We start from the raw sequence: 16079 nt of genomic DNA, 5'->3' as shown, positions 1-16079 counted from the left end.
CGTCCCGGCGGAGGTCGGCGTGGCGGCAGCGGCGGCGTCGACGGGTGTCGTCACCGGCGAGGCCGACCCGGGCGCCGGGGCCTGACCCGCCGGTCCTCCGGGCGCAGGCGTCCCGGGGCCTCCGGGGGTCGTCCCCGGTCCTGCGGGTGCGGGCTCGGCGGCTGCGGCCGGGACGACGACGGTCCGCGCGTCACCGACCGCGGTGTCGGCGGTGAGGCCCAGCACGCCGATCTCGACGGCCTCGCCGCGGCGCACGTCGGTGAGCACGACCGAGCGCTCGGTCACGGGGACGCGGGCGACCGGGACGCCGTCGACCGTGACGCCCCACTCCGCGACGCCGGCCGGGTCGCCGTCCCACGCGACCGTGACCTCGGACAGCCCGTCGACCGGCGTGGTCGGTGTCGCGGTGACCGACGTCGGTGCGGCGGGCAGCCCGTCGTCCGGCGGCGTGAGGGTGATCGTGACGGGGACGGACATCGACCCGATGAGCCCGTTCGCGTCGGTCACGCGGACCTGCATCTGGCCGGTGAGCTCGGCGGGGTAGGTGTGCGTCGCGACGGGCTCCGTCGTGGTCTGCTCGAACACGCCGTCGCCGTCGACGTCCCAGTCGTACCGGGTGATCGTCGAGTCGATGGCGTAGGAGCCGGACGCGTCGAAGCGGACCTCCTCGCCGGGGCGCGCGAGGTAGGACGTGTTCGCGAGCGTGGCGACCGGGCGCTCCGTGACGCGGGTCAGCGCGTCGGCGAGGGCGCCGACGGTGTCGCCGTCGTCCACGATGACCTGCCCCGACGTCTGGTCGGCGAGCGCGGTGTAGCCGTTCGGGGCGAGCCAGGCCGGCACGACCGGGTACACGTTCACGGGGTCGATCTCGAGCGAGCGCGCGGCCACCTCGGCGAGCGTGACGCCCGTGGCCACGTCCGGGTCGTGGTACTCGGCGTCGGTGAGCACGACGGCGGCCTTGGTGGCGCCGGGACGCCACTCGAGCTCGTCGAACCCGGTCATCAGGGCCGTGAGGAGGGCCTCCGGGGTGTCGCCGCCGCCGTCCGCCGAGATCGGGTCGAGCGCAGCCCGGAACGCGGCGACGTCGGTGGTCAGCCCGCTGCGGGTCACGGCGACGAAGTCGTCGCCGGCGTCGCGGTACTCGACGAGCGCGACGCGCCCGCGGGACGCCGCGACCGTCTCTGCCATCGTCGCGGCGAACTGCTTCGCGGCCTCGATCCGGCCCGACATGGAGCCGGTCGAGTCGATCACGAAGAGCACGTCCAGCCCGGTCGAGCCGGAGCGGATCGGGTACAGCGTGACGTCGAAGGCGTCGGCGCGGGCCGGCATCGCCTCGGCGAGCAGCCCCGCGATCTCCTGGGCGGCCGCGTCGATCGCGCCGCCCGCGGCGGGGTAGGTGCCGTGCCCGGACGCGACCCAGGCGCGCTTGTCGGAGCCGCACACGAAGTCGTCGTCGGCGCACCACAGGCCCGTGCGGTCGTCGTACCCGCTCGGCAGGTACGGCTTGCGTGCGCCGAGCGAGCCGTTGTCGGTGTTGCAGTCGGGCACCGTGCGGCGCCAGGCCGAGAGCTCCTTGCCCTTGCACGCCGGCGCCCAGGGGCCCTCGCCCTCCGGCAGGTACAGCTTGGGGTCGCCGAACAACGCGTTGAACACGACGCGGTCCTTCGTGGCGTCGGGCAGCGCGGCGTAGGCCTGCCCGACGACCTGCGCGCCCTGCGAGTAGCCCGCGAGCACGAGCTGCGTGCCGGTGCAGCCGTCGCGCTCCGCGAGGAACGCCGTGAGCTCCGCGACGCCCTCCTCGACGCTGTCGCCGTACTCGAACGAGCGTCCGGAGCCGAACTTCGCGCCGATCGCGTTGGTGATCGAGTCCCAGCCGGCGTCCGGCGCGACGGGCACCGCGGGGTACGACGAGCCGTCGATCGTGGCGCTGCCGAGCTCGTAGAGGTCGAGGTCGACCGAGTCGTCGACGCGCGCGTCGAGCTGGTCCTGGAACCGGACGTACTCGGCCCCGCCGAGCGACTGGCCGGAGCCCCGGGCCCAGACCGCCTGGACGTCCGGGCACGAGACGGCGGTCGCCGCGGTGGCGCCGGGGACCACGGTGGCGAGAGCCAGGACGGTCGCCGCGGTGGCGGCCGCCGCGAGCGGGTGGAGCTGACGACGGGTGCGCAAGACGTCTCCGCGGGGGTGTGCAGGGGGTGCCGGGAACCGGCGTGACGGCGTCACCGAACCATGCCGGTTTGCCGGTTTTCCGCCGCTTCACCCGAGTGCCGGGCCTCGGGCCGGCCACTTCACCCGCGTGTTAGCCCGGCTGCGCGCGCTGCTGGGCTCAGTTCACCCAGAGGGTGACGGTGGTCGGGCTGCGCTGCGCGTCCCTCGTGCCGAGGCGCACGCGTACCGGGTGGCCGTCCACCTCGCCGTCGGCGGTGCACAGCGCGGTGTCGGCGGTGCGGGCGAGGCGGTCGGGGTCGAGGTCGACCGTCTCGCAGGAGCGGTCGAACCGCAGGGACCAGCCCGCGGCGGCGAGCACCCGCTGCAGCTCGGCATCGGTGACGGGGCGCGGCGACGTCCACTCCCGCGCGAGCGAGGGGCACCCGTCGCCGCCCCAGCACAGGAGCGAGGGCCCCACGACGTGGTCCGCCTGCTGCGCCCAGCCTGCCGGCGCGTCGAGCTGGTCGCCGATGCGGACCGCGTCGTTCGGGGTGAGGGGGAGCGTGACCGCGTACCACGCACCGGCCGCGAGCAGGACCGCCGTGGCGGCCGCGACGAGCGTGACGGTGCGTGCCTGCACGTGGGACTCCTGGGGTGCCGAGGACGCGCGGAGCGGCGCGTCGGAAGGGCGGCGAACGTAGCAGACGGCACGTGTGCGCCCGTTCGGGTGACGTGGACGGCCCGCCCTCGCGCGTCGCCCGCACGACACGCCGAGGTCGCCGCCCGTTCACGCGGTGTGTCGCCCGACGGCACGCGGGACGAATCGGACGTCCCCCTGTGGAGGCGCCTGTGGAGAGCACTGTGGGGCTGCTGTGGAGGGCCGCGAACCCGCAGGTCGGGGCCGTGTCAGACCCCCGGCGTAGCGTGGACTTGTCCACAGCGGGTGAGAAACGACACGGATGTAAGCACAAGTGGTTGTGGTCACTGCCAAGCCGGACCACTAGGTGTAGTGTCGAGTCACCGCAGTGAGGGCTGCGGCAGCGAGACCCACAGCAAGCGTCACGGGAGCCAGAATGTCGATCACCGTCTACACGAAGCCGTCCTGCGTGCAGTGCAACGCGACGTACCGCGCGCTCGACAAGCTGGGCTTCGAGTACGAGGTCGTCGACATCAGCCAGGACGCCGACGCGCGTGACTACGTCATGTCGCTCGGGCACCTGCAGGCGCCCGTCGTCGTCGCCGGCGGGCAGCACTGGTCGGGCTACCGCCCGGACCAGATCAAGGCGCTCGCCGAGCGCATGGCCGACGCGGTCGCCTGAGCGCCGGCGGCCCACGAGGCCGCTGCACCGCCGCTCAGCACGCACCACGCGGCGTCGAACCACTCGCGGTGCCCGCGCCCGGCCGACCAGCCGGGCGTGAGCACCGCCGCAGGAACGCGCCAGGACCAGCCCCGGGTCCACCGAGGTCCGCCGACGAGGGAGCACAGCATGAGCTCGCTGGTCTACTTCTCCAGCGCCTCGGAGAACACGCACCGCTTCGTCGAGAAGCTCGGCCTCCCCGCGCAGCGCATCCCGCTGACGCCCAAGGAGCCGTTCCTCCACGTCGACGAGCCCTACGTCCTCGTCGTCCCCACGTACGGGGGCGGCAACGAGGGCGGCGCGGTGCCACGGCAGGTCGTCCGGTTCCTCAACGACGAGAGCAACCGCGCGCTCCTGCGCGGGGTCATCGCCGCGGGGAACACCAACTTCGGCGAGGCGTACTGCATCGCCGGCGACATCATCGCCGCGAAGTGCGACGTGCCGTACCTGTACGGCTTCGAGCTCCTGGGAACGAACGAGGACGTCACCCGCGTCCGCGAGGGATTGAGGACATTTTGGCAGCGACAGTCACGGATACCGGCGTAGCGACGGAGATGGATTACCACTCCCTCAACGCGATGCTCAACCTGTACGGTCCGGACGGCAAGATCCAGTTCGACAAGGACCGCGAGGCGGCACGCCAGTACTTCCTCCAGCACGTCAACCAGAACACGGTCTTCTTCCACGACCTCAAGGAGAAGCTCGACTACCTCGTCGAGAACAAGTACTACGAGCCCGAGGTCCTCGCGAAGTACGACCCCGCGTTCGTCAAGACGCTCTTCGAGTACGCGTACTCCAAGAAGTTCCGCTTCCAGACGTTCCTCGGCGCGTTCAAGTACTACACGTCGTACACGCTCAAGACGTTCGACGGGAAGCGGTACCTCGAGCGCTTCGAGGACCGCGTGTGCATGGTGGCCCTCACGCTCGCCGACGGCAACGAGGACTTCGCGCTGTCGATGGTCGACGAGATCATCGCCGGCCGGTTCCAGCCCGCGACCCCGACGTTCCTCAACTCGGGCAAGGCGCAGCGCGGCGAGGCCGTCTCGTGCTTCCTGCTGCGCATCGAGGACAACATGGAGTCCATCGCGCGCGGCATCAACTCCGCGCTGCAGCTCTCCAAGCGCGGCGGCGGCGTGGCCCTCCTGCTCAGCAACATCCGCGAGCACGGCGCCCCGATCAAGCACATCGAGAACCAGTCCTCGGGCGTCATCCCCGTGATGAAGCTCCTCGAGGACTCCTTCTCCTACGCCAACCAGCTCGGCGCGCGCCAGGGCGCCGGAGCGGTGTACCTGCACGCGCACCACCCGGACATCTACCGGTTCCTCGACACCAAGCGTGAGAACGCCGACGAGAAGATCCGCATCAAGACGCTCTCGCTCGGCGTCGTGATCCCGGACATCACGTTCGAGCTCGCGAAGAAGAACGAGGACATGTACCTGTTCTCGCCGTACGACGTCGAGCGCGTCTACGGCAAGCCGTTCGCGGACATCTCGGTCACCGAGAAGTACTACGAGATGGTCGACGACGCGCGCATCCGCAAGACGAAGATCAACGCGCGCGAGTTCTTCCAGACGCTCGCCGAGCTGCAGTTCGAGTCCGGCTACCCGTACGTGATGTTCGAGGACACGGTCAACCGCGCGAACCCCATCAAGGGCAAGATCACGCACTCGAACCTGTGCTCGGAGATCCTCCAAGTCTCGACGCCGTCGACGTACAACGACGACCTGTCGTACGAGCACGTCGGCCGCGACATCTCGTGCAACCTCGGCTCGATGAACATCGCGCTCGCGATGGACTCGCCGGACTTCGGCAAGACCGTCGAGACGGCGATCCGCGCGCTCACCGCGGTCTCGGACCAGACGACGATCGACTCGGTCCCGTCGATCCGCCGCGCCAACGCCGGCGGCCACGCGATCGGCCTCGGGCAGATGAACCTGCACGGGTACCTGGCGCGCGAGCGGGTGCACTACGGGTCCGAGGAGGGCCTGGACTTCACGAACATCTACTTCTACACGGTCGCGTACCACGCGATCCGGGCGTCGAACCGCCTCGCGATCGAGCGCAGCCAGAAGTTCGACGGGTTCGAGGACTCCAAGTACGCGACCGGCGAGTACTTCCAGAAGTACGTCGAGCGTGCGTGGGAGCCCAGGACGGCGCGGGTGCGTGAGCTCTTCGCGACGGCCGGCGTGCACATCCCGACGCAGGAGGACTGGCGCGAGCTGGCCGCCTCCGTGCAGGAGCACGGCCTGTACAACCAGAACCTCCAGGCCGTCCCGCCGACGGGCTCGATCTCCTACATCAACCACTCGACGTCGTCGATCCACCCGGTCGCCTCGAAGATCGAGATCCGCAAGGAGGGCAAGATCGGGCGCGTCTACTACCCGGCGCCCTTCCTGACGAACGACAACCTCGAGTACTACGACGACGCGTACGAGATCGGCTACGAGAAGATCATCGACACGTACGCCGAGGCGACGCAGCACGTCGACCAGGGCCTGTCGCTCACGCTGTTCTTCAAGGACACCGCGACGACGCGTGACATCAACCGCGCGCAGATCTACGCGTGGCGCAAGGGCATCAAGACGCTCTACTACATCCGCCTGCGCCAGATGGCCCTCGAGGGGACCGAGGTCGAGGGCTGCGTCAGCTGCATGCTCTGAGCCGACGCCCGCCCGCGACCCTGCGCCCCCGCGAACCCCTGAGAGAAGTGCAGTCACATGAGTGAGAAGCTGAAGCTGGTCAGCCGCGTCTCGGCGATCAACTGGAACCGCCTGGACGACGACAAGGACGCCGAGGTGTGGGACCGCCTCGTCGGGAACTTCTGGCTCCCCGAGAAGGTCCCGGTCTCCAACGACATCCAGTCGTGGGCGACCCTGACCCCGCAGGAGCAGGAGCTCACGATGCGGGTCTTCACCGGCCTGACGCTCCTGGACACGATCCAGGGCACGGTCGGCGCGGTGAGCCTGATCCCCGACGCGATCACGCCGCACGAGGAGGCCGTCTACACGAACATCGCGTTCATGGAGTCGGTGCACGCCAAGTCGTACTCGTCGATCTTCTCGACGCTGTGCTCGACGCGGGAGATCGACGACGCGTTCCGCTGGTCGGAGGAGAACTCCAACCTCCAGCGCAAGGCCGAGATCGTCATGGACTACTACCGCGGCGACTCCCCGCTCAAGCGCAAGGTCGCGAGCACGCTGCTCGAGTCGTTCCTGTTCTACTCGGGCTTCTACCTGCCCATGTACTGGTCGAGCCGCGCGAAGCTCACGAACACGGCCGACCTGATCCGCCTGATCATCCGTGACGAGGCCGTGCACGGGTACTACATCGGCTACAAGTACCAGAAGGGCCTCGAGAAGCTCTCGGAGGCCGAGCGCGCGGAGCTCAAGGACTACACGTTCGAGCTGCTCTTCGAGCTGTACGACAACGAGGTGGAGTACACGCAGGACCTCTACGACGGCGTCGGCCTGACCGAGGACGTCAAGAAGTTCCTGCGCTACAACGCCAACAAGGCGCTCATGAACCTCGGCTACGAGGCGCTGTTCCCGCGCGACGAGACGGACGTCAACCCGGCGATCCTCTCGGCGCTGTCGCCGAACGCGGACGAGAACCACGACTTCTTCTCGGGGTCCGGCTCGTCGTACGTCATCGGCAAGGCCGTCAACACCGAGGACGAGGACTGGGACTTCTGAGGTCCTGACCCCGGCACCACCGCGCGGCCGTCGTCTCCCCGGAGGCGGCGGCCGCCGGCGCGTCCGCCCGGCGCACGCGGGCCGCGGCGCGGGTCCCGGGGCTGTCAGTCCTCGGCCGGCAGCGAGGCGGTCAGCAGCGCGCCGAGCCGTCGCCCCTCGAGCTCGGCGTGCCGGCGGACGTGCTCGATCGTGGCGGCGGACCCGCTCCCGGCCTCGAGCGACGCGAGCTCCTCGTCGAGCCCCTCGTGCACCGCCTGCAGCACGGCGTCCGCGGCGGCGTCGTCCCCGGCGTCGCGCAGGTCGCTCGCCGTGAAGTCCGCGACCTCGTCGAGCTGGCGCGCCCCGAACACGTCCCGTCGCGGGTCCGGTGACCGTGCCGCGAGGATCGCGTGGATCAGCGCGATCCCCGCGCTCTGGAGGTAGCCGGAGAAGCGGTCCCAGTCCTCGTCGTCGTCGTGCGGGACGTCGGCGGACACGGCGGCGTCGAGATCGTCGGCGTCGCTCGTCCCCCGTTCCCCGGCGCAGATCGCCCACACGGCTGCCTGCGTCGTCCCGAACACGTCCGGCACGGGGAGTCCCCACGCCTCGCCGAGCACCGCGCACATCGAGCCGAGACGCTGGCTGCACGCGGCGGCGAACGCGGCCTGACCGAGCGGCGGCAGCGCGGACACGCGCTGGTACAGGAGAGTCTCGTCGTAGGCGGTCACGGGAGGAGTATCACGTGCCGGTCCGCGCGCAGGGTGCGGACCGCCCGGACGACGCCCGACCGATCGAGGAGGTCCGACGATGCTGGTGGTGCTGCACCGACGCCGTGCCGGGGGTGAGGCGGCGCTCACCGTGCGCGCCCCAGGAGTCGCCGGGAGCGTGCTCTGGCGAGGGACCGGCGACCCGGCCGTCGGGTTCCCGCTCGACGTGGAGCTCGAGGTGCCGGGGCCGGTGGACTGGGACGCGGTCGTGGTAGCTCCATCGGGGGTCGAGGCGCCGGCCGTGGCGGACGGCGAGCTGCTCCTGTCCGGCGTCGTCGAGCAGGTGCGCGACGGCCTTGTCGTGCTGCGTGTGGCCGACGCGATCGTCCTCGTCGAGACGGTCGGCGAGCCGCCGGCGGGCGCGGAGGGGACGCACGTCGCGCTCCGGTTGCGCGGCGCCGAGGTCTACCCCACGGGCGTCTGACGAGGTGCGGAAGCGTCGCGTCGGCAGGTCGCGGCCCGGCGCCCGGTCGCTCTCCGTATGCTCGCCCGATGGCAGGCACCACCCGTCGCGCGCGGGCCGCGAACCGGCGGCGGCGCCGGATGGGCGCCGTCGAACACGACCTCGACGCCGCCCAGTGGGCGGCGCTCCAGGCGGCGTGGGGCGGCTGCGCCTACTGCGGTGCGGCCGCCGGCGCGGACTCCCTCCAGCGCGACTGCGTGCTCCCCATCTCGCGCGGCGGCAGGTACACCTGGGACAACGTGGTTCCGGCGTGCCGCTCGTGCAACGCGAGCAAGTGCAACACCGAGGTCACGGCGTGGCTGCGGCGCAAGCGGCTCGACGAGCGCCAGTTCCTGCTCCGGCACGCCGAGATCCGCGCGGCCGCCCGCACCGGTGCAGCACCGGACGTCGTGCCGCTGGCTCCGCCGTCCGTCTAGGAGGACCGCCCTGCGGGGCACGCGGCGGCGCCCGCGCTCAGCCCGGACAGCGGGGGCGACGACGTGGGAGCGCGCTGCCGGGCTGGTTCCGCCCCGGTGACGGTGGAGGCCGGACCGCCGGTGCGCCACCGTCACGAGCGGGTCGATACCGCCTCGTCGTCGCACGGGGCCCGGATCCGACGGCTGGACGGGTGAGTTCTTGCGGTGCTGCGGGACCGTCCGTTCGCTCACGCCACCGATCCCGCTACGGTCCGGAGCATGAACGGTCAGCAGTCTCCTGAGTCGCCGCGCCCAGGGGACGGGTCGCAGCACGCAGCGCTGAGGGGCGGTCCCGCACCGGGGTGGTACGCCGCGCCGGGGGAGCCCGGGTGGGTCCGGTTCTGGGACGGCTCCGCGTGGACCGGGTACCGCGCGCCTCTGCCTTCACCCAGCGCTCCGGTCCCGCCGCCGCCGACGGTGCCCGCGGACGTCCTCGGCTTCCCGGTGACGTCGACGGCCTCGCCCGCCCCGGTCCAGGCGCTCCCGGTGCCACCGCCGGCAGCTGCTGCCCTCGCGGCGGTGCTGGCGGGGCCCCTCGAGGGGATCGCCCGGGCGATGCGCGACCCCCGGGCGCCCGGCACGACGGAAGCCATGGCCGGTGGTGCGCTGCTCGCGGACGGCGTCCTCGGTGTCGGTTCGCGTCGTCAGGGCATCGGTGGCGCGGTGAAGACGGCCGTCCTGGGGCTCGTCTTCCTCGTGATCGGCCTCGGTGCGCTCCACCTCGTCGGACAGGACGACGCCGGGCCGGGCGACGTGACGACGCAGGGGACGGTCGTCGACCAGCAGTGGCACACCAACCACTCGTCCACCAGCGGCTCCCGGCGGATGTGCTCGCCGGCCGCAGAGTTCACCGTGGACGGGCAGGTGTACACCGCCGTGTCGAACAGCAGCAGCGGCTCGTGCCCGGCGATCGGCACGACGGTCACGGTCGTCTACGACCCCGCCGACCCTGGCGCCACGGGCCGACTTCCGGCACCGGCGACAGTCGCGCTCCTGCTCTGGCTCTTCCCGGTCGCGGGGGCGGTCATGCTCCTGACGGGGATCGGGACGTTCGTCGCACGGGCCGCCTCCATCGGCGCCGGCGTGGCGCTGCTGACGGACGGGCTGCGCCGGCGGCGTGCGGGAGCGTCCTCGGCGGCGGACTGAGCCCACGGACGACCCGCGCCGACTTGCGAACCCGGGGGCCTGCGCTCGCCGCTCGCGCCGCTGCGGAGCGGCCCGAGGGGCCGGGCTCAGTGCTGCGAGCCGTGCGCGTACCGCGTCACGAGCGCGGCAGCGGCCGGCACGAGCTCGCGCTCCCCGGGGACCAGGTGGTGGGTGTCCCCGGTGCGCAGCCGCACGGCGTCGTCGAGCGCGGGGAGCGGGTCGTGGTCGACGGCGGCGAGGAACGCGACGAGGAGGACCTGCGCGGCGCTCGAGTAGTCCCCGCCCTCGTCGGCCGCGACCTCGGCGAGCAGCAAGGCGGTCGTCGCGACGTCGAGCGAGGCGCTGCCGAGCCGTGCGGCCGACCAGTCGACGACCGCGGGCCCGTGCGACTCGGTGAGGACGACGTTCCCCGGGTGCAGGTCGAGGTGCACGACGACGTCGTCCGGCCCGCCGACCGCGAGCAGGTCGTCCTGCGGCACTGGCAGGCGGTGCAGGCGGTTGAGCAGCTCGGCGAGCACGACCGCGCCCTCGCGCAGCGGTACCTCCTCGGCGGCGAGCGCCTGGAGCAGCGTCGGGCCGTGCAGCCGCTCCATCTCGAGGTCGGCGCCCTCGGCCCGGAACACCTGCGGGGCGGGGAACCCGTGCGCCCACACGTGCCGGACGACCGCGGCCTCGCGCAGCACGCTCTCGCCGTGGCGGTTGCGGCGCAGGACGCGGTCGTCGTCGAGCGCGTACACGTCGGCGTCGCGACCCGAGGTCAGGAGCGGCCCGGGGGCGTCGTCGTGCGGTGCGAGATGCGCGGGATTCATAGACCGACGGTAGACCGGTTCGCGGCCGTTGTCGCCTGTCCTTGACGATCGCATGAGGTGCCTGCGGTGCGCACTTGCCCGGAGCGCGCCGCAGGCTGCCCTCGTCAGCGGTAGGTCGCGAAGTCCTGGGTGGACCAGAGGTAGCCGCGCGAGTCCGTCGCGGCGCCGATGCCGATCGACGTGAACCGCGTGCTCAGGATGTTCGCGCGGTGGCCGGACGAGTTCATCCAGCCCGTGAAGATCCGCTCGGCGTTGTCGGCGTACCCGCCCGCGTAGCCGACGTTCTCGCCCCACGCCGTCCAGCCGGGCTCGATGAGCGAGGAGATGCGCGGGTTGTGGGCCAGGGTCCTGGTGCGCGCCATCTCCTGCGACCACGTCTCCGCGACCTCGGCCAGCCGGGCGCGGTACTGCAGCGGAGCGAGGCCGTTCTGGGCGCGGACCTGGTTGACGCGCGTGAACAGGTACGCCTCGGGGCTTCCCGGTGCCGGCTGGACGGCGACCGCCGGTGCGGTCGCGGCCGGGGCGGCGGCGTGCGCGGCAACGGGGGTCGCGACGCCGAGGCCGGTGCCGAGCAGGGCGAGGACGACGGCGGCGAGCGCGGTGCGCACCGACGCGCGGCTCGGGCGGGACGAGGTGAGGGCACGGGAGATGCCCGGCCGGACGTCAGTGTTCACGAGAACCTCTCGGGTCGGGTGGCGTACCTCCGACAGCATCGGCCGTCGAGCGCGCCGGAGAAGTGGTTCCGGCGCAGGAGTCGCAGACAAGTGTGACGCAAGTTCATGGAGTCATGACACGAGCGCACGCCGTCCGACCCGTGCGGTGCACCTGCCACCCGCGGACCGAGCCCGAGGCCCGGCTCGGCCGACCCGCGCCGCCCGCGCCTCGCCGCCGAGGTCGGCAGCGAGGCGCGGGCGCGGGTCGCCGTCAGTCGAGCACGTAGCCGACGACGTCGACGACGAGGTCGACGGACCCGCCGGCCGTGTCCGAGTAGAAGGCCACCTGCTTGTTCTCGGGCAGCCCGAGCACGACCTGGTTGGGGATGTCCCGCCCCGGGATGTAGTTGATCGTCGAGGCGTCGGGGGGCGTCGTCGTGCCGTCACCCGCCGTGTCGGGGAACACGCGCAGGTGGCCGGTGGTCGTCGGCCGGACCGCCGTCACGTTGAGCACCACCGACTTCGCGATCGACGGGACCTTGTCGGTGAGGTCGAGCGAGTACACCGAGCGCGGCTCCACAGGGCCGTCCGAGAGCGCCGCGTTCCGGGTGTCGAGCACGCGCGAGGACCTCTGTGCGGTGAAGGCGCTGCCGGGGAGCGCGTAGGCGAGCGCGTCCACGATCACGTGCACCGGGGCCGTCGAGTCGGAGTAGAGGGCGAGCTTCCCTCCGCCGAAGCGGACGAGTCCCGTGTTGGCCTTGTCGACGCCCGGGGCGTAGTTGACGAGCGACGTCGTGAGGTCCAACCACTCGTTCTCGGGAAAGACGCGCAGGTGCCCGTCGGCCCCGGCCCCGGTGACCGTGGCGTTCACCAGCATGGTGCCCTCGCTCGGCATGCCCCGGGGGGTGCTGGCCCAGATCACGTGGGGCGCCCGCGGAGGCAGCGGCCCGTCGACGTCCGGCCCCCCGTAGAGGCCCTTCATGTTCCCGACCCCGCCGGGACGGGTGTCGAGCAGGCGGGTCGACGGCACGGCCATCAGGCCCGAGGTCTTCGTGGTGTACCCGGTGGCGTCGAGGATGATGCGCACCGAGGACGCACCGACCGTCGTGTAGCAGAGGCGTCCGTTCGCGGGCAGCTCGACGTACGCGGAGTTCGCCACGTCCCTGCCGGGCTCGAAGTTGACCGTCGAGCCGGCGGGCACCGGCGTGCGGCCGGGATCGGTGTCGGGGTACACGACGACGTTGCCCCCGCCCGACGGCATCGCCGTGGTGACGTTGAGCATCAGGCCCGTGGCCTCGGCCGGCAGGTTCCCGGCAGCGCGCACGTCGGTGCAGAACGTGCCGGCGACCCGGCTGTCGAGGATGCGGGTGGGCGTCTGGCTCACGAAGCCGCGCTCCTGCACGGTCACGGGGATGTCCGTGCTCGACGCCGCGTGCCGCACGGTGCCGAGGTACCGGACGGTGAGGACATGCTCACCCGGCGCGATGTCCGACGGGACCGTGATGAGCCGCGAGAACGAGCCGGTCGCGTTGAGCGTGAAGCGGTCGACGACGTCGTCGGCGAAGGCGATCTCGACCTCGCCGCTCGACGGGGCGCTCCCGCTGGCGGCCCGGAAGTACGCGTGGACCCACGTGTGCCTGCCGACGGTGAGCACGGGGTCCATCTTGAGGATCCCGAGGGTCGTGGCGATGGGCGCCGCGGCGGCGAGAGCGGCAGCGGGACTCTCGCCGTCGGCCGACGTGGCGGTCGCGTGCGCGACCGTCGGGCTGAGCAGGCCGAGACCCGCGACGACCAGGGCGAGAGGGCCGGCGATCAGCCGGGTGTGCAGCCGCTCACGGCGGACGGTCGACGGGGGCAGGGACGGACGTACGACGGACATCGGACTCCTCGGTCGCGGGACGCCTGACTCACCCAGGCGGGTGACGGTACCGCGCGGCGGCGTCGTGTGTCAGGGCCCTGTCAGTCACGTCGGGCGCGACACGCCGCCACGGGCGCCCGAGGGGTGCGCCCCACGCCCGTCGGCACCCCGAGGCAGACCCGCAGAGGGCGACCCCTGGGCGCGGGGGCGGCTCCGGGTCTACCGTCGAGAGGGACCGCACGATCCGTACGACACCCTCTCGGAGGTCAGGATGAGCGCCCTCACGGACATGCCCGCCGTCAGCGAGTGTTCGGTCGACCAGTGCTCCTACAACGACCACCACCACGGCTGCCACGCCGAGGCGGTCACGATCGGCGGCAGCGGCGTTGACGCCGCCTGCGCCACCTTCATCCCGCTCGACATCCGCGGCGGTCTCGACCGGGTCGTCTCGCACGTCGGCGCGTGCCAGCGCCACGACTGCGCGCACAACGACCACCTCGAGTGCGGCGCACCGGCGGTCCGGGTCGGCGCCGGCCGCGACCTCGCCGACTGCCTGACCTACACGCACCGCTGACCGGTCGCCCACGTCGTCCGACCCCGTCGTCGCCTCGCTGACGGCGGGGTCGACGTCTGCCCGTCCGCCGGGCCCCGCCTCGGTCGTCCCGGGTCAGGTCCACCGGGCCGTCCGTCGCGGCCTGCTGCTCGCCCCGCCTCCGGCGTCCTGCCGGTGCGCTCGGGCGGTTCTCGGGCCGTGACGTCGGCTGAGCCCCCCGTGCCCAACCGACGCCACAGCCGGAGAAGAGGTCACGCCGGGACGGCGAGGGGGTTCAGCAGTCCCGGCGGAGCTGGGTCCCGCGTCAGCGGGCGATCTCGGCGAGGAGCTGCACCGCGCGCTCGTGCGTGCGCGGGAGCTGCTCGGTCCAGATGCGCGGCGGCTGCCGCACGAGGTCGCGGACCTCGAGGAGCTCCGCCTGGTGCGTGATCTCGAGGCGTGCGACCGAGATGCCGGGGCCGAGCTCCGGGTCCCGCTCGGCGAGCACCGCGAACAGCCCGCCGCCGAGCGTCGCCATCGGGTGGCCGGGACCGTAGGCGTTGCGCAGCGCGGCGCCGACGGCGGCCGAGCGCGCCATGCGCGTCCACGGCGAGACCTCGGCGGCGGCCACGTCGACGAGCACGAGGCAGTGCGTGAGCTGGGCGAACGTGTCGTCCCGCTCGGCCTGGCCGTACGTCTCGCCGAGGCGCGTGACGAGGTAGTCGCGGGTCGGCAGGCCCGACTCGGGGTCGAGGCACGAGCCCATGAGCAGCGCGCCGCCCTGCGCGGCGGACCAGCCCTCGCACAGCGCCCGCACGACCGCGAGGGGCGGCTCGATCGCACCCGTCGAGCGGTAGAGGCACGCGAGGTCCTCGATCGCCTCGGAGATCCCGACGCCCGCGCCGCCGCGCACCTCGCCGAGCCGCTCCGCCGGCGCCGACGGGTCCCGTCCGGCGAGCACCGCCTCCACGACCGCGTCGACCGCGGGGTGGTACCAGTCGGCCGGCCGGAGCCACACCGACTCGGCGCTCTGGCTCCGCCAACGCTCGCGGAGAGCCGGCGGAACTGCCTGGCTGCTGTCCGGTCCTGTGGTCGTCACACCGGATGAGAGCGCGCTTCCCCGCTCCTATGACGCGGGTTCGGGCGAAGTTTTTCGAGACGGATCCTGGAGAACGCGCGGATGTGCGACTCTTGTCGTCCCGGGAGGACGACGACAGCAGCGCTGCGACCCGCCTGGGACTGACGCGCGGCCCTGGGGGAGCGGCCGCGCGCAGGACGACGAGCGAGGAGCGGTGCGGATGAGCAGCGCCGGGGTCGAGGACACGGTCCTCAGCGACGCCGAGCTGATCACTGCTGCCCGGACCGGCGACTCGGACGCCTTCGGCCACCTGTACGAGCGCCACGCCGGAGCCGCGTGGGCCGTCGCACGCCAGTACACGAACTCCGCCGCCGACGCCGAGGACGTCGTCGCCGACGCGTTCACCAAGGTCTACTCGATCATCCAGACGGGCGGCGGACCGGACGTCGCGTTCCGCGCGTACCTGTTCACGGTCGTCCGCCGCCTCGGCATGCTCCGCGTCCAGGGCGGGCGCCGCGTCGAGCCGACCGACGACGTCACGACGTTCGAGGCCGCCGTCGGCCCGGCGGCGTCGACCGAGGACCCGGCGCTCGAGGGCTTCGAGCGCGGCGTCGTCTCGCGCGCCTACCGCACGCTCCCCGAGCGCTGGCAGGCCGTGCTCTGGTACACCGAGGTCGAGGCGATGAGCCCGGCCCAGATCGCGCCGCTGCTCGGGCTCAGCGCGAACGGCGTCGCCGCCCTCGCGTACCGCGCCCGTGAGGGCCTGCGCCAGGCCTACCTGCAGGAGCACCTCCAGGAGCCGCTCACCGAGGGCTGCCGCGGCGTCTCGGGCAAGCTCGGCTCGTACGTGCGCGGCGGGCTCGCGAAGCGGGAGACCGCGCAGGTCGACGCGCACGTCGAGACGTGCGGGGACTGCCGTGCGCTGCTGCTCGAGCTCGGTGACGTCAACCACGGGATGCGCGTCGTCATCGCGCCGCTCGTGCTCGGCGTGCTCGGGCTGGGCGCGCTGTCGCACGGGCTGCCGGTCGGCGGCGGCATCGCCTCGGGGTTCGCGGCGCTGGGCGAGGCCGGGACGGCGGGGACCGCGGGTGCGGGTGCGGGTGCCGGGGCCGGTGCGGGTGCGGGTGCCTCGACCGGGGCC

The 16079-nt window shown here is 72.6% G+C and carries 16 protein-coding genes and 1 pseudogene; 10 read left to right on the top strand and 7 right to left on the bottom strand.

The genetic code is table 11. The features are described 5' to 3' along the window. On the bottom strand, positions 1–2169 hold a 2169-nt coding region (locus tag AB6N24_RS19980; protein ID WP_412871123.1), incomplete at its 3' end, for a cutinase family protein. Positions 2170–2326: 157 nt separating this feature from the next. Next, positions 2327–2788 (bottom strand): hypothetical protein, encoded by a 462-nt coding sequence (locus AB6N24_RS19975; RefSeq protein ID WP_412871122.1) that lies wholly within the window; start codon positions 2786–2788, stop codon positions 2327–2329. A 433-nt stretch (positions 2789–3221) separates the two neighbouring features. Here AB6N24_RS19975 and nrdH point away from each other — a divergent pair, with 433 nt between their 5' ends. The 4 genes from nrdH to nrdF all read left to right on the top strand — a co-directional run bounded on the left by nrdH (position 3222) and on the right by nrdF (position 7198). Then, complete coding sequence (gene nrdH, locus AB6N24_RS19970) at positions 3222–3467, top strand: glutaredoxin-like protein NrdH (RefSeq protein WP_034634631.1); 246 nt, start codon at positions 3222–3224, stop codon at positions 3465–3467. A gap of 168 nt (positions 3468–3635) precedes the next feature. Beyond that, entirely contained in the window at positions 3636–4052 is a 417-nt protein-coding gene (gene nrdI, locus AB6N24_RS19965) for a class Ib ribonucleoside-diphosphate reductase assembly flavoprotein NrdI (protein ID WP_258725672.1), read from the top strand. 8 nt (positions 4053–4060) lie between these two features. Then, positions 4061–6166, top strand: a complete 2106-nt coding sequence (gene nrdE, locus AB6N24_RS19960; protein ID WP_412871121.1) for a class 1b ribonucleoside-diphosphate reductase subunit alpha — start codon at positions 4061–4063, stop codon at positions 6164–6166. A 57-nt stretch (positions 6167–6223) separates the two neighbouring features. Then, complete coding sequence (nrdF, locus tag AB6N24_RS19955) at positions 6224–7198, top strand: class 1b ribonucleoside-diphosphate reductase subunit beta (protein ID WP_258725674.1); 975 nt, start codon at positions 6224–6226, stop codon at positions 7196–7198. Between the two features lie 104 nt (positions 7199–7302). Here nrdF and AB6N24_RS19950 read toward each other — a convergent pair whose 3' ends face one another. Continuing rightward, positions 7303–7905 (bottom strand): hypothetical protein, encoded by a 603-nt coding sequence (locus tag AB6N24_RS19950; RefSeq protein WP_412871120.1) that lies wholly within the window; start codon positions 7903–7905, stop codon positions 7303–7305. 79 nt (positions 7906–7984) lie between these two features. Between AB6N24_RS19950 and AB6N24_RS19945 the strand changes: the two genes are divergently transcribed. The 4 genes and pseudogenes from AB6N24_RS19945 (at position 7985) to AB6N24_RS19930 (ending at position 10008) form a co-directional block, all read left to right on the top strand. Next, the gene (locus AB6N24_RS19945; protein ID WP_412871119.1) at positions 7985–8368 is read left to right on the top strand and encodes a hypothetical protein; all 384 of its coding nucleotides are present in this window, start codon (positions 7985–7987) and stop codon (positions 8366–8368) included. Between the two features lie 68 nt (positions 8369–8436). Further along, on the top strand, positions 8437–8823 hold the full coding sequence (locus tag AB6N24_RS19940) for an HNH endonuclease (RefSeq protein ID WP_412871118.1): 387 nt from the start codon (positions 8437–8439) through the stop codon (positions 8821–8823). A 258-nt stretch (positions 8824–9081) separates the two neighbouring features. Then, positions 9082–9246 (top strand): annotated as a pseudogene (locus AB6N24_RS19935) (DUF2510 domain-containing protein); the annotation flags it as partial. 135 nt (positions 9247–9381) lie between these two features. Next, positions 9382–10008 (top strand): DUF3592 domain-containing protein, encoded by a 627-nt coding sequence (locus tag AB6N24_RS19930; protein ID WP_412871124.1) that lies wholly within the window; start codon positions 9382–9384, stop codon positions 10006–10008. Between the two features lie 86 nt (positions 10009–10094). Here AB6N24_RS19930 and AB6N24_RS19925 read toward each other — a convergent pair whose 3' ends face one another. The 3 genes from AB6N24_RS19925 to AB6N24_RS19915 all read right to left on the bottom strand — a co-directional run bounded on the left by AB6N24_RS19925 (position 10095) and on the right by AB6N24_RS19915 (position 13349). Beyond that, positions 10095–10817, bottom strand: a complete 723-nt coding sequence (locus tag AB6N24_RS19925) for a phosphotransferase (RefSeq protein WP_412871117.1) — start codon at positions 10815–10817, stop codon at positions 10095–10097. A gap of 104 nt (positions 10818–10921) precedes the next feature. Further along, complete coding sequence (locus AB6N24_RS19920; RefSeq protein ID WP_412871116.1) at positions 10922–11491, bottom strand: CAP domain-containing protein; 570 nt, start codon at positions 11489–11491, stop codon at positions 10922–10924. A 250-nt stretch (positions 11492–11741) separates the two neighbouring features. Further along, on the bottom strand, positions 11742–13349 hold the full coding sequence (locus tag AB6N24_RS19915) for a hypothetical protein (RefSeq protein ID WP_412871115.1): 1608 nt from the start codon (positions 13347–13349) through the stop codon (positions 11742–11744). A gap of 250 nt (positions 13350–13599) precedes the next feature. Between AB6N24_RS19915 and AB6N24_RS19910 the strand changes: the two genes are divergently transcribed. Beyond that, on the top strand, positions 13600–13902 hold the full coding sequence (locus AB6N24_RS19910; protein ID WP_412871114.1) for a DUF1540 domain-containing protein: 303 nt from the start codon (positions 13600–13602) through the stop codon (positions 13900–13902). A 283-nt stretch (positions 13903–14185) separates the two neighbouring features. Here the strand turns inward: AB6N24_RS19910 and AB6N24_RS19905 are convergent, their stop codons facing one another. Next, positions 14186–14878 (bottom strand): hypothetical protein, encoded by a 693-nt coding sequence (locus AB6N24_RS19905; RefSeq protein ID WP_412871113.1) that lies wholly within the window; start codon positions 14876–14878, stop codon positions 14186–14188. A 280-nt stretch (positions 14879–15158) separates the two neighbouring features. Between AB6N24_RS19905 and AB6N24_RS19900 the strand changes: the two genes are divergently transcribed. After that, on the top strand, positions 15159–16079 hold a 921-nt coding region (locus AB6N24_RS19900; protein ID WP_412871112.1), incomplete at its 3' end, for a sigma-70 family RNA polymerase sigma factor.

This window comes from Cellulomonas jepli (assembly GCF_047229345.1).
Classification (GTDB): domain Bacteria; phylum Actinomycetota; class Actinomycetes; order Actinomycetales; family Cellulomonadaceae; genus Cellulomonas_A.
The sequence above is the reverse complement of the archived record's forward strand: the minus strand, read 5'-3'. Positions and strand labels throughout refer to the sequence as shown.

Excerpts from the sequence above, each read along its gene's own strand:
- nrdH (WP_034634631.1), top strand. The coding sequence starts at position 3,222 with ATGTCGATCACCGTCTACACGAAGCCGTCCTGCGTGCAGTGCAACGCG.
- nrdI (WP_258725672.1), top strand. The coding sequence starts at position 3,636 with ATGAGCTCGCTGGTCTACTTCTCCAGCGCCTCGGAGAACACGCACCGC.
- nrdE (WP_412871121.1), top strand. The coding sequence starts at position 4,061 with ATGGATTACCACTCCCTCAACGCGATGCTCAACCTGTACGGTCCGGAC.
- nrdF (WP_258725674.1), top strand. The coding sequence starts at position 6,224 with ATGAGTGAGAAGCTGAAGCTGGTCAGCCGCGTCTCGGCGATCAACTGG.
- AB6N24_RS19945 (WP_412871119.1), top strand. The coding sequence starts at position 7,985 with ATGCTGGTGGTGCTGCACCGACGCCGTGCCGGGGGTGAGGCGGCGCTC.
- AB6N24_RS19940 (WP_412871118.1), top strand. The coding sequence starts at position 8,437 with ATGGCAGGCACCACCCGTCGCGCGCGGGCCGCGAACCGGCGGCGGCGC.
- AB6N24_RS19925 (WP_412871117.1), bottom strand. The coding sequence starts at position 10,817 with ATGAATCCCGCGCATCTCGCACCGCACGACGACGCCCCCGGGCCGCTC.
- AB6N24_RS19915 (WP_412871115.1), bottom strand. The coding sequence starts at position 13,349 with ATGTCCGTCGTACGTCCGTCCCTGCCCCCGTCGACCGTCCGCCGTGAG.
- AB6N24_RS19910 (WP_412871114.1), top strand. The coding sequence starts at position 13,600 with ATGAGCGCCCTCACGGACATGCCCGCCGTCAGCGAGTGTTCGGTCGAC.